We start from the raw sequence: 12,889 nt of genomic DNA, 5'->3' as shown, positions 1-12,889 counted from the left end.
AAATGAGTCAGTGGTGGAAACAACTGATGTGGTATGGCCTACCTGGTCTACCGTTGGCATTTTTGGGATTGCCACTGGTTATTTTTTTGCCTCCAATTTACGCTGATGAATTTGGCTTGGGAATGGCAAGTGTTGGTTTCCTGCTCATGTTCTCACGTTTGTGGGATCTCTGCTCTGATCCTGTCGCAGGTTACCTGGGTGACCGATTCAATATTAAAAACGGACGTAGAAGATTGATGATCTATAGTGGCGCCCCGCTATTGATCATATCCTGCTATATGCTCTTCATTCCATCTGGCATACCTGACGCAGCTTATCTGCTGATTTGGTCAGCACTGTTATATACAGGCTGGACATGGGTAGTTATTCCATATTCAGCCTGGGGCGCTGAACTCTCTACGGACTACACCAGGCGATCGCAAATCACATCAGTTAGAGAGATTTATGTGCTGATTGGCACGTTAACTGTAGTAACCATTCCTCTACTGATTGCAGACCATCAAAACAGTCAGTTATTAGAAATAGTCGGCATTATATTTATAGTAACTTTCCTGCTTTCCATGCCTGGATTGCTGCTAGTTCCGAATCAGGTAAAAGAGGGCAAACAAACAGGATTAAAGGAAGGGATGAAGCTTCTCAAGAAGAATGCTCCTTTAAAAAAGCTTTTACTTGCCTATTTGTTAAACGGTATCGCAAATGCCATACCTGCCAGTCTTTTTTTGCTCTATGTTGAGTTTGCTTTGGGACTCAGTGACAAAACATGGCTATTTCTCACCGTATACTTCGCATCAGGGCTATTGGGTCTACTGATCTGGTTACCCCTGTCCCACCGTATACAGAAACACTCCGCGTGGGCTGTGGCATTGGTATTCTCAGCATCTGTTTTTGTCTGGGTACCTCTGCTACCTAGCGGTGAAATATATCCTTTTCTTATTATCTGCCTGTTGACAGGTCTCAGCCTTGGAATTGACATCTCACTACCAGCTGCCATCCAGGCAGATGTAATCGATATCGACAGAGCTGATGGCGGTGGTGAACGGGCAGGAATTTTCTTCGGTCTGTGGGGTATGGCTACGAAACTGTCACTGGCACTAGCCATTGGACTTGTCTACCCCCTGGTTCAATCAAATGGGTTCAACCCTACCCTGCCAACCGAGCAGGGCATACAGGCGCTTATCCTCGCCTATGGCTTACTTCCAATTCCATTCAAGCTGGCAGCAGCCTGGATGATATGGCATTTCCCACTGAATAGCCGGCAACTCAAAATTTTACAAAGGAGTACTAATAGTGAAATTTCTTACCAACAAATGGCTACTCAGCCTGGTTCTACTGATGACACTAGGGTGCTCCAACATGAAACCCATTGACTATCTGGAAACTCAACCGGAGTTCGATCTATTTGAGTATTTCGATGGAGAGCAACAAGCCTGGGGCGTCTTTGTTGATAGATTCGGAACATTACGCAAAAGATTCACGGTTAAGATTGTTGGCAACGTCACTGACAACCTCTTAAAGCTAGAAGAATCGTTCGTTTATGATGATGGGTCTACTCAACAGCGGGTGTGGCTGATAAACCGGGTGGATAAACACAACTATACAGGTACAGCTTTGGATATTGTCGGTGAAGCAAAGGGGCAAGCATACGGTAGCAGCCTGCAATGGCAATATAAGATGGACCTTTCGATCAATAACAAGGATTGGCGAGTTCATTTTAACGACTGGATGTTTCTCATAGATGAAGAGACACTGGTTAATAGAGCTGAAGTCACCAAGTTTGGTATCAAAATCGGAGAAGTCCTACTATTTTTTAGAAAGAGTGTAAATCATGACTAAGCATACTTATTTCAGATCACGCATATTGACTGTTATTTTACTGGCACTGCTTTACAGTTCTCAGGTATCTGCAAACCAGGGGATGAAGATCAAAGATATTCACTTCGATCAATACCTTTTGACGGATAGTGGTGAACTGGAACTTAAAGGTGCAGGAATGTTGACATGGGGTATCTTGATCGACCTATACGCAGCTGCTCTTTATACCTCTCAAGACAGTGCCAAACAGGAGAGACGACTGGTAATACACTACCTGGTACCTGTCAAGGTATCGCAAATTCGCAAAACTGCTGAAAAATTCATATTGGAGCAGCAAGGAGAAAACAGGCTGGAGATGATACGTCCCTCTTTGGATCGGTTACATGCTGCAATGCATGATGTTCAACCCGGTGATCGCTATGCCTTGACTTCCACAGACCAGGGAGAGATAAAACTTGAGCTCAATCATCAGGAAGTAATATCCCTCTCAGACAGAATTCTTGCTGAGTCATACATGGATATATGGTTAGGACAGAATCCTATTGATGATAAATTGAGATTGAGTCTGATTGGGCAATAGCAGGTTCTTTCGAGATATCCTCGCTATATGCCAGCATATTTTGCCTCTAAGATCATCCACCCCCGCCAGGTAAAGAGCTTCCTCAACAGAATTCTGGCAGCAAAAGTACTTTTTCTACACCTTTATTGAACCACCCACTTCAATCAATTGTCTGGTTATCGTAGAATTAAACCAGAGCGACAACCATGCCGATCCTGACATGCGCTTAACATCCATATGGCATTTGTTTGTTAAGGTATAAGAAATGAAGCAATTACCGATCAGTTTACAGCTGCTCAAGCAGGCTTTGGATACTGCCAATGACGGATTAGTGATCGCTGAACGGGAAGGTGATGACACTATCCTACTATATGTAAATAGTGCTTTTGAACGGCTTACCGGCTATACAGAGGAAGATATCCTCTATCAGGACTGTCGATTCCTTCAAGGGGAAGACCGAGACCAGGAGGCTCGCCAGGTCATTCGCCAAGCGATTGAATCTAATCAACCCTGCCGAACCAGGCTTCGTAACTACCGCAAGGATGGCTCCCTCTTTTGGAACGAATTGAGCATTACCCCAATTATCAGCGCTGAAGATGGTCTAACTTACTATATCGGCATTCAAAAAGATGTCACTAAAGAAGTTGAAATCGAACAAGAATTAGAACAGGCAAAACAGCGCATTAAACAGCTGGAAAAGAAACTTACAAGCAAGGATTGACCACTATTCAAACCTCTTTTCATCCTCCTTATGAAACTGGGCGCTTGTAGAACAGTGGTAATTTCAGATGTTTAAAGCGCTATATATTATTACTGATTTACAAACTTCATTCTCATAATGCTTTTCCGGATAAGAGCCAGCACGCTCACTTAAGTTTATTGCCAACCATCAGCCCATGAATTTCACACAATCAGCCACCTCTAGATTCGGCCTCATCATAATTGGTGATGAACTGCTATTTGGTAGCAGAAATGACCAACACCTAGCCCATTTCCGTAGCCTACTCAGAGCGCATGGTAAGCAACTCATCAGATCCTGGATACTACCTGATGAGGAACTGAGCCTTACCCGTCATCTCTCATTCTCTATGGCAGCACAACACCCGGTATTCGTCTGCGGCGGCATTGGCGCAACACCTGATGATTTAACTCGAAGCTGTGCAGCTCAGGCATCAGGAGTCACGCTGGAACGCCATTCCGAGGCTAAACATCTTATCGAAGATCAATTTGGGGAAGCAGCCTATCCGACTCGCATAAAAATGGCCGATCTCCCTATGGGGTGTGATCTGATTCCAAATCCACACAACCAGATACCTGGTTTCAGCATCAATCGACACTACTTTTTACCAGGTTTCCCAGAAATGGCCTGGCCGATGGCTGAGTGGGTGCTGAAACACTACTATTCAGGTGCCAAGTGTAAGTTCCAGGAAAAATCGCTACTTGTGCTTAACACACCAGAAAGCTCACTCGTGCCGCTTATGGATGATATGAATCTCCACTTGAGTGATCTCAAACTTTTCAGTCTTCCAAAATTTGGCAGTCAAGGGACTATCGAACTGGGCTTACGCGGTAGCGGTGATATCGATAGCGCGTTTAAATTACTACAGAAATCACTTGCAGAGTATGAGATACCTTTTCAAATGATTGAATAGTTTACTTGTTACTTCTGCATAACTCTTTGCAGCTCTTCCACAATATGCAAACTGTGGTTTTTTGCATCCACTTTTCTGTATATAGCGGCAATCTTACCTGCCGGATCAATGATAAAAGTCTGCCTTTTAGCGAAAATGAAGGGCCATAACCTAAACAATGAACCATAGGATTGAGCGACTCCGCCCTCTACATCAGATAGAATTGGAAATCCAAGCTCGAATTTCTCAGCAAATCTCTGATGGCTTCTCTGATCATCTGTGCTCACCCCAAGAACCACTACTTCCAACCCCTCAAAAACCGAGCGCTGATCTCGAAAAGCACAAGCTTCAGTTCTACAGCCTGGTGTATCATCTTTGGGGTAAAAATAGAGTACTACCCAACGACCACGGTAATCCTTCAAGCTATGCGCTTTACCGGTCTGATCATGGAGGATGAATTCTGCCGCCATATCACCAAGTTTCATAACAGATATTACCTATTACAAGTCATGCTCTATTGCCTTGATAGAAACCACAAGATCAGCATGCTCATTATGTACAATATTATCCAACTAAGATGTGACTTTTTGTACAACTCAGAGTCACAATGTTATACCTATTCGTTCACCTTTGCAGGAGCAAAACATGAAAGTAGCAATTTTAGGTGGCACTGGATTTGTTGGCCAATATCTAGTGGATGCACTGGTGCGACAGGGAGATACGCCAAGAGTACTGATCAGACATATTCCGAAGCAGATGCCTATGGCTGGAGATCAAGTGGAATGGTTTGCAGGTAACATAGAAGATAACAATAGTATAAGAATGCTATTGAAAGATGTTGATGCAGTGATTTATAACATCGGTATTCTAAGGGCCTTTCCTGAACAAGGTATCACCTTTGAAAAGTTGCAATACAGAGGAGTAGTGAAAACTGCAGCTCTGGCCCGGGAGATGGGTATAAAGCGCTTCATTCTTATGAGTGCTAACGGGATAGACCACAAACTGACACCATACCAAAAGACTAAAGTTGCTGCGGAGGAGAATCTGAAACATAGCCAGCTTGACTGGACCATATTCAGACCATCAGTCATCTTTGGTAACCCACGTGGGCGTCAGGAGTTTGCATCGATGTTGAAAAAGGAGATCATCGATCCACCTCTACCCGCGCCACTCTTCTATGAAGGATTAATTCCTCACGAACCAGGCGGATTTAAACTCTCACCTGTTCATGTTGAAGATGTTGCCCAGGCTTTTGCAAAGTCACTGACAAAACAAGAAACCATTGGCAAAACCTATACTCTGGGTGGCCCTGAAGATTTAAGCTGGCGAACCATCCTCAGATTAATTGCCCAGGCAAATAGTAAAGAAAAACTGATGCTACCCGTACCGACTTTCGCCCCCAGCATGGTAGCCATGTTACTCGATAGATACTCCTGGTTCCCCATCAGCAGAGATCAGATTCGAATGTTGACCAAAGGCAATATATGTAGAGGTGACGAAATATATAAGCTTTGCAGTATTGATCCAAAATCATTCTGTCCAGAGACTATTCAGTATCTTAACAGTGAATATAAAGCTACTGAAGATGACACTGCACCTGCCTGCTAGTGGGTCTTGCGGGTAATTCGGTATTAAACAACTGGAAAAAATCGGAATCGATCATCATGCAAGAAAACGTACTCCCAAAACTGCCACAAAGTCAGATCCCGGAGAGTCGGGGAAAGAGGATATTGAAACTTGGCCAGTTGGCAGGTGGAATGGCTGGAGGTGCTTTTACTGAAGGCGTGAAACGATTGTTCACTGGGGAATCCCTGAACCCTTCCACTCTACTTCTTACACCGGCTAATGCCAACCGTTTATCCAAACAACTTGCTGAGTTGCGTGGAGCGGCAATGAAGCTTGGTCAGATGATCTCTATGGAAGCGGGTGACCTGTTACCTGAAGAATTCAGTCAACTCCTGACACGGTTACGCGAAGACGCTGATCAGATGCCATTAGGTCAAGTAGCCCAGGTACTTGAGCAGAACTGGGGAAAAGATTGGGATCGTCAGTTCAAACGGTTTAACTTTACCCCAATTGCTGCAGCCTCGATCGGGCAAGTGCATGAAGCGATAACGAAACAGGGGCGACACCTGGCAATTAAAATCCAGTACCCTGGCATTCGTAAAAGCATAGATAGCGATGTAGATAATGTCGCATCCCTACTAAAGTTGCTTCGAATGATTCCAGAAGAACTGAATGTCAATGGCTTACTTGTCGAAACAAAACAACAACTACACCAGGAAGCAGACTATTTTCAGGAAGCAGTAAACCAAAAGTCATATGCAGTGCAATTGGGATCTGTAACTGGATTCAAACTACCTACTCCGGTTGATGATATGACAACAAGAGAAGTACTGTGTATGGATTTCATACCAGGAGTACCCTTGGATCAGCTTACTCAACACTCATCGGAGATTAAAAATGCAGTTGCCCATCGACTAACATGGCTTTCACTTCAAGAAACCTTTCGCTGGGGCATGGTTCAAACCGACCCGAATTTTGCGAACTATCGATATGACGATAAAACTGAACAATTAGGACTGCTTGATTTTGGCGCTGTTCGATATTATGAAAAAACTCGCATTATGGCCTTCCACAACTTACTGAGCAGTTTATTGGAAGATGATATAAAACAAGTGGAACAGGCTGCAATCGAAGTGGGTTATCTAGATCCTCAAGCACCGGAACTCTACCGTTCTGCGATCTGCAATCTATTGAAGCATGTCGCCGAACCTATGAGACAGAATGGAAGCTACGATTTTGCAAACTCGGATTTGATGACGCGAATGAGCGAACAGGTGATTTATCTTCGTCTAAATCAACACTATTGGCACCTGCCACCACATGATGTTCTGATGCTACATCGTAAACTGGCAGGACTCTACCTGGCATGTGTACGATTGAAGGCCAAGGTTGATGTGCGTGCCCTGATTCTTGATATTTTATCCTAGGGCCAGTTCTATTAACCCGGCGACTAAGTATGTCGTCTTCAGGGTTAATAGTCACGGAAACAGTACATTTTCGCGACAAGAGGCCGGTTTGTGACTTGCTCAGAGATTCCCTGGTTATTTATTCCCTGCAGTTGATGGGTTGAACCACTTAAGCAACACTAATCCAACCACGGCAGAAAGCCCTGACCCCAGTAAAATACCAATCCGGTCACCCATAATCACCGCACCCTCCCCACTCTGCTCAAATGCCAGTGAAGCAATGAACAGACTCATAGTGAATCCAATCCCACACAACACCGAAGTCGCAAAAAATCCAGACCAACTTGCTCTAGTGGGTAGCTGAGCAAAGCCCAACAAAACTGCCACTCCACAAAACAGAAGAATGCCTAAGGGTTTACCCAGAAACAGCCCAGCAGCTATTCCTAAAGGTATGGGTTCAAGTAAATCACTAACACTTAAGCCTGAAAGTGAAACCCCTGCATTGGCAAAGGCAAATACCGGCAAGATAAGAAACGCTACCCATTGATGCAGGCCATGTTCAACCTCCCTTAAGGGGGAGCGACTTTCATCCTTAGGATCTTTAATTGGAATCATTAAACCCAGTACCACACCAGCTAGTGTGGCATGAACACCCGACTTCAATACGGCTATCCAGAGTATAACCCCAACAACCAAATAGGCGGATAAGCGCGTTACATTCTTAATATTCAATAGAAAAAGAGTCGAAATCGCGGTAATAGCCACAATCAAACTGGAGAGGGAGAGGTCAGCAGTATAAAAAATAGCAATAATAATGATCGCTCCCAAATCATCAAAAATTGCCAGGGCCATTAAAAACACACGCAATGAGACAGGCACCCGATTTCCAGCCAATGACAGAATGCCCAGTGCAAAGGCGATATCAGTCGCGGCAGGGATAGCCCAGCCACTCAGTGCGATGGGGTCTCCCACATTAAAGGCAAAATAGATGGCGGCAGGAACCAGCATCCCACCAATTGCCCCCAAACCAGGTAGAACAATCTGATCAATACGTGACAACTCCCCCTCTAGAAACTCCCTTTTCACCTCCAAGCCAATTAGCATAAAAAATACAGCCATTAAGCCATCATTGATCCATAAAAGCAGTGGCTTGGCCAGGTGCAGAGCACCGACTCGAATCTCAACAGGGGTATTCAGCAGAGAATCATAGATCCAGTTCAGGGGTGAGTTCTCCAACAACATGGCAAACACAGCTGCAAAAATCAGGATAATGCCACTTGCAGAGTCCCTTCGCATAAAGTCCTGAATCCATTCAGAAAACTCTTTTGCATATACTTGATTATTATTCATGATTATTCAGTACCCCAGCCATCTCTATAGATGAGTAACTTCAGTTTTTTTATTTATACACCCAATCAAAACAGGTCAAACTAAACAGGTGTAGTGTTCTGTTGCTGATCACTATTGTCCAACAAAATGGGTTTGGCTTACAGAGTAATTTTACTTAGCTGGCATGCTTTGAAGGATACTTTATTATAGCTTGTCAGTTCCTTCATGAGCCGATGATAAATTATTGCTTAAGAAGAAACTTCTGGGAGAGCAGAAAAATAGACAAAGTGGCCTCTAAAACCATGCATGTAAACAGTTAAGATAGAGTAAACCAATAGAATATTATTCGTCGCAATGTCAGAATGACAAAGCAGAAGACGATCTCTGATTAACTAACAAGTTACCTTATATTCTTTAAAGCAGCTCTTTTATCGCACTAACCAACTGCTGACTTTCAGGTTTAATCTGACTGGGAAAACTCCCAATTAATTCACCTTCGCGGTTCAGTAGATATTTATGAAAATTCCAAGCTGGATACTCTCCCGCCTGGCGCGCAAGTTCTTGATATAGAGGATCAGCATTTCCTTTGCGAACAACTATCTTTTCGAACATCGGAAACTCTATGCTGTAGGTATTTCGGCAGAAAGACTGAATCTCTTTTTCGCTCCCAGGTTCCTGGGAACCAAAATCATTACTGGGAAAACCCAATACAACCAGTCCTCTCTCTTTGTAAGTATGGTAAAGCTGTTCCAAACCATCATACTGGGGAGTAAACCCACATTTACTTGCTGTATTTACAATCAGTACAACCTTTCCAGAATAGGCATCACAAAGGTTAATTTGAGAATCATCAGCAAGTTTACGTTTGTCAAAATTGAGCGTATCAGGGCATTTTTCAGCACTGACCTGGTGGGTTACCAGCAACATCATGATTAATATTATTCTCATCATATCATCAGATTTCCGCTTGAGTGCATCGAATCTTTATCTAGAGATTCCCACCGAGAGCGATTTCCAGTCCAGCTAATTATATCACTGATATGTTTGTTATTTAGTGTTTTCCCTGATTTATCAGGTAATTCATTTAACAGGCTGGGTATTTCTTGCTGTATGTAGGTCAGTGCTTTTTTAAGGGATTTAATCACAGCCCTTGAGGTCACTGTTGCTCCAGTGATCTGATCAAACTCTCCACCATCACGTTTAACACCCCAATCATCTTGTTTTGGCGAAGTTAGAGAATGACCATGAAACTGCTTCAACCAATCAGATCGACTCGACTCAATCTTGTCACCCAGGCCAGGTGTCTCATGGTGCGCCACTACCTCAACACCAGAAAGGGTTCCATCAGCCAATATGCCCATTAGCAGGGTTATCTTACCGTTATACCCATGTTGGGCTTCCACACTCAGCAATGTAGCGATAAGATGACCTTTCAATGTTGCAGTATAAACTGTGACAGGCTCTCCACCATTGATCCATTCAGCTGATTCTAGTTTTATCGGATGATCAAATGGGTGATTATCATATCGCTCCGACTCAAGCACCTGATTAAACGCCTGACGGGTGGCTTCCCGTTGATTTTCAAATATCTGTTCGGCTGTAACCTGATGGACCAAACTCACCATCGTTACCCCAATTGCAGTGAAAATTCCAACAGTCAGACCTGTCGAAATCAGTTTGTAGAAGTGACTTGGTAGTCTGTTCATTACATTTGCACTACATACTGATAATTGATTTCAAAACCCATCAGGCGAATATTGACAATCAGCCTTCATCAATACCTTCATCAATCGGATTATGGATTATTTCATGGAGTCGGCTGCCGGGCACAACTGAACTCAGTATTTCAGCCCCACTCTCTTCTATGATATGCATCTGTTGATCATAGAATCGTTCTGTCTCTTGAATCTGCCTCTCGTATCCACTCATGTTACACCTCGGAATTTGCATAATATTTAAAGTATATTCTTGTACACAACATGTACAAATATTACTTTAGTAGTTATCTGACCAATGTCCAGTAGTGAATGCCTTGTAAAAAACAGGGTACTTTCAGGCAGACTGGATATCTCTTAACAAATCACCACTCTTTCTTCAATCTTCACTTAAAAGTTGTACAGCATTCAGGATAAACACAAATATTGGTAACTTAACCACTGGATTATTAACGAAAGGGAGGCATATAGAGAGCAGACCAAATCTGGTGCCAAAAAAAAGGGGTGCTTGGCAGCACCCCGAAAAACCGGTAGAGACTACCGGCGGAGGATCATAAGTAAAACTATTTTATCCGTTCATCCAGCCACTGGCCGATTGCAGGAGGGACTTGCTTCTGAGCTTTTCCACTGACGTAAATACCGATGTGGCCACCAGGAAAAGAGAGTTCGGTATAGTCTTTGCTGCTGGTTCTGTCACGCAGTGCACGGGATGCATCGGGTGGAACCAGATGATCTTGCTCAGCATAGATATTGAGTACCGGACAGGTGATATTTTTCAGGTCAATCTGACGATCACCAATAGTTACGCCCCCCTCCAGGAAACCGTTTTTCTGGTAGAAGTCTTTAGTGAATTGACGGAAAGTCTCACCAGCTTGATCAGGACTGTCAAAGATCCACTTTTCCATGCGCAGGAAGTTTTTCAGTTTGTCCTCATCTTCCAGCACATCCACCATGCTCAGATATTTCTGGCCGGTAAGACTGAAAGGCTTGAGCGAGAGAAATGTCCAGTTGAGTAACTCTCCCGGTACATTACCCAAAGTGTCGATGAGTAGGTCGACATCCATATGTTGTACCCATGCAGAGAGCATGTTGTCCGGTGTCTTGAAGTCTACCGGGGTTACCATGGTAACCAGATTTTTTACCTTGTCCGGATGCATAGAAGAGTAGCAGAGGCTGAATGCACCTCCCTGGCAAATCCCCAGAAGGTTGATTTTATCCAATTTATGGCGCTTGCGAATGACATCGACGCAGCGATCCAGATAACCATTGATGTAGTCATCCATTGTGAGCGCACGATCTGCCTCATCGGGATAACCCCAATCCACCAGATAGACATCCTGGCCTGCTGCCAGCAGATTTCTTACGGTAGATCGATTTTCCTGAAGGTCGGTCATATAGGGGCGATTCACCAGCGCATAGACGATTAGTGTAGGCACCGAACTCTGAACCACATCGGCAGGCGACTCGTATCTATAGAGGCGTAATTTATCCTCGGAATAGACCTCGACTTTGGGAGTAACCCCAGCATCAATCTTCTCCGCATTCAGCAAATTTTCGACACCTTTGCCAAGTTTACGGCTGTAGTCGAGCATCTCTTCGGCCATCTGGTCTGGCCGGATATTAAATGGTTGCACGTCTCTTCTCCTCAATTCCTATCATGTGATCTTCACAGTGATAAAGTTCGGGTGCTTCAGCTTTTAGGCTGAGCCTTTTTGGTTGTGGCTTTCTTTTTCACGCTGGCTTTTTTCTTGGCAGCAGGCGCAGGTTTCACCGCTGCTTCCGCAGAAGCCTGTTTAGGCTTACTGGTTGCCATCGAGCGTAATTCAATCATCTGCTCTTTGAGCAATTCGATCTCAGCCTTCATCGACTTGGATTCACGACGGGACTCCTGCAAACGATCCTGAAGGGTGCGAAGTTCTCGACGGGTTGGCATATTCAATCCACCCAGAGTTTCATCAACCACATGTCCCATGCGCTGCTTCAGTTTCATAAGACTGTTGACCAGAGAGCCATGAATCTTCGCGTATTCCGGGGTCATGACCTGCTCGCCATAAACCTCTTCACTACTGCTGACCCATAGATCGTATAGTCCGCGGGCACTATCGATCTGTTTGCCGCTTTCTGCCACTTCCTGGATCTTATCCTTCATGCGATTGGCGGAGAGCAATCCCAGGTTGGAAAAGAACTGCATGTACTCACCCAGATTGCGTTGATACTGCATCATAGAATTGGTGAGTTTTTTATACTGCCCCTCTTCTTCGCGCATATAGCCAAGTCCGGGTGCGCTCAGAAAGCGTTCCAGGCCATCCTGACTCGGCATATTTCTCAACAAATCCCCCGGCATCAAAGAGAGAGAGGAGACCATCCGCTGCCAGTTATCCATCGGCATTTCCCAAAATGCCATCATTTTGTGCATGGCGTCGTCGCCAGCACTCTCTGTGCCGTTAAAGACACCCTCCAGACTGTTCGAGAACATCTTTTGCAGGTCACTGACAGTACGATTCGCAGCATCCATCCAGTTAGTACTGTTCTGGGCATTGCCGTAGTAACCCTCAGCCAGGCGGAAGTAGCTTTTAGTCTGCTCCATCATCTTGCCCATAAAGTTACCGGTCATATCGCTGGTAGAGGGGGATACCGCCTGCCACCAGTGATCCATGGCACTTTCAATGGGAGATTTAGGTGCTTCCATACCCATCGCCTTACGGCTCATATCAGTCCAGTTCTCCCAATACTGCTGCTGGACTTTCATCCAATCATCATTCCAAAACGCTGATTCACTCATGGTATTGTCTCGTCGTTATGTCACTTTGGTCTTTGTGTCTCATTTGGGTTGAACTGCTATTTGTCACATAAGCTTGTCTGATTAAAGAC

At 44.4% G+C, this 12,889-nt stretch carries 14 protein-coding genes; 7 read left to right on the top strand and 7 right to left on the bottom strand.

Features of this window, described 5'->3' with window-relative positions; genetic code table 11:
- Positions 1-2: 2 nt before the first annotated feature.
- The 5 genes from AC4IE7_RS18860 to AC4IE7_RS18840 all read left to right on the top strand — a co-directional run bounded on the left by AC4IE7_RS18860 (position 3) and on the right by AC4IE7_RS18840 (position 4,023).
- On the top strand, positions 3-1,367 hold the full coding sequence (locus tag AC4IE7_RS18860) for an MFS transporter (protein ID WP_490778419.1): 1,365 nt from the start codon (positions 3-5) through the stop codon (positions 1,365-1,367).
- Positions 1,354-1,833 (top strand): DUF3833 domain-containing protein, encoded by a 480-nt coding sequence (locus AC4IE7_RS18855; protein WP_490778418.1) that lies wholly within the window; start codon positions 1,354-1,356, stop codon positions 1,831-1,833. Before AC4IE7_RS18860 ends, AC4IE7_RS18855 begins: the two co-directional genes overlap by 14 nt.
- Positions 1,826-2,392, top strand: a complete 567-nt coding sequence (locus AC4IE7_RS18850) for a chalcone isomerase family protein (protein ID WP_490778417.1) — start codon at positions 1,826-1,828, stop codon at positions 2,390-2,392. Before AC4IE7_RS18855 ends, AC4IE7_RS18850 begins: the two co-directional genes overlap by 8 nt.
- A gap of 244 nt (positions 2,393-2,636) precedes the next feature.
- A complete protein-coding gene (locus AC4IE7_RS18845; protein WP_490778416.1) occupies positions 2,637-3,092 on the top strand; it encodes a PAS domain S-box protein in 456 nt (151 codons plus the stop codon).
- 175 nt (positions 3,093-3,267) lie between these two features.
- On the top strand, positions 3,268-4,023 hold the full coding sequence (locus AC4IE7_RS18840) for a competence/damage-inducible protein A (RefSeq protein WP_490778415.1): 756 nt from the start codon (positions 3,268-3,270) through the stop codon (positions 4,021-4,023).
- Between the two features lie 8 nt (positions 4,024-4,031).
- On the opposite strand, the gene AC4IE7_RS18835 is transcribed toward AC4IE7_RS18840, so the two are convergent.
- Complete coding sequence (locus AC4IE7_RS18835) at positions 4,032-4,487, bottom strand: peroxiredoxin (RefSeq protein WP_490778414.1); 456 nt, start codon at positions 4,485-4,487, stop codon at positions 4,032-4,034.
- A 160-nt stretch (positions 4,488-4,647) separates the two neighbouring features.
- On the opposite strand from AC4IE7_RS18835, the gene AC4IE7_RS18830 reads away from it, so the two are divergent.
- A complete protein-coding gene (locus AC4IE7_RS18830) occupies positions 4,648-5,610 on the top strand; it encodes a complex I NDUFA9 subunit family protein (RefSeq protein ID WP_490778413.1) in 963 nt (320 codons plus the stop codon).
- Positions 5,611-5,666: 56 nt separating this feature from the next.
- Complete coding sequence (locus AC4IE7_RS18825) at positions 5,667-6,995, top strand: ABC1 kinase family protein (protein WP_490778412.1); 1,329 nt, start codon at positions 5,667-5,669, stop codon at positions 6,993-6,995.
- A 114-nt stretch (positions 6,996-7,109) separates the two neighbouring features.
- On the opposite strand, the gene nhaA is transcribed toward AC4IE7_RS18825, so the two are convergent.
- From nhaA to phaE, 6 genes are all read right to left on the bottom strand, one after another.
- The gene (gene nhaA, locus AC4IE7_RS18820; protein WP_490778411.1) at positions 7,110-8,324 is read right to left on the bottom strand and encodes a Na+/H+ antiporter NhaA; all 1,215 of its coding nucleotides are present in this window, start codon (positions 8,322-8,324) and stop codon (positions 7,110-7,112) included.
- A gap of 393 nt (positions 8,325-8,717) precedes the next feature.
- Complete coding sequence (locus AC4IE7_RS18815; RefSeq protein WP_490778410.1) at positions 8,718-9,254, bottom strand: glutathione peroxidase; 537 nt, start codon at positions 9,252-9,254, stop codon at positions 8,718-8,720.
- On the bottom strand, positions 9,251-10,009 hold the full coding sequence (gene rsxG, locus AC4IE7_RS18810) for an electron transport complex subunit RsxG (protein ID WP_490778409.1): 759 nt from the start codon (positions 10,007-10,009) through the stop codon (positions 9,251-9,253). Before rsxG ends, AC4IE7_RS18815 begins: the two co-directional genes overlap by 4 nt.
- A gap of 58 nt (positions 10,010-10,067) precedes the next feature.
- Positions 10,068-10,232 (bottom strand): hypothetical protein, encoded by a 165-nt coding sequence (locus tag AC4IE7_RS18805; protein ID WP_490778408.1) that lies wholly within the window; start codon positions 10,230-10,232, stop codon positions 10,068-10,070.
- A 349-nt stretch (positions 10,233-10,581) separates the two neighbouring features.
- Complete coding sequence (locus AC4IE7_RS18800) at positions 10,582-11,652, bottom strand: class III poly(R)-hydroxyalkanoic acid synthase subunit PhaC (protein WP_490778407.1); 1,071 nt, start codon at positions 11,650-11,652, stop codon at positions 10,582-10,584.
- Positions 11,653-11,708: 56 nt separating this feature from the next.
- Positions 11,709-12,800, bottom strand: a complete 1,092-nt coding sequence (gene phaE, locus AC4IE7_RS18795; RefSeq protein WP_490778406.1) for a class III poly(R)-hydroxyalkanoic acid synthase subunit PhaE — start codon at positions 12,798-12,800, stop codon at positions 11,709-11,711.
- Positions 12,801-12,889: the final 89 nt, after the last annotated feature.

Source organism: Candidatus Thiodiazotropha sp. AKAK3, from assembly GCF_058244645.1.
Note: the sequence above shows the minus strand (reverse complement) of the source record. Positions and strands in the feature narration are given on the sequence as shown.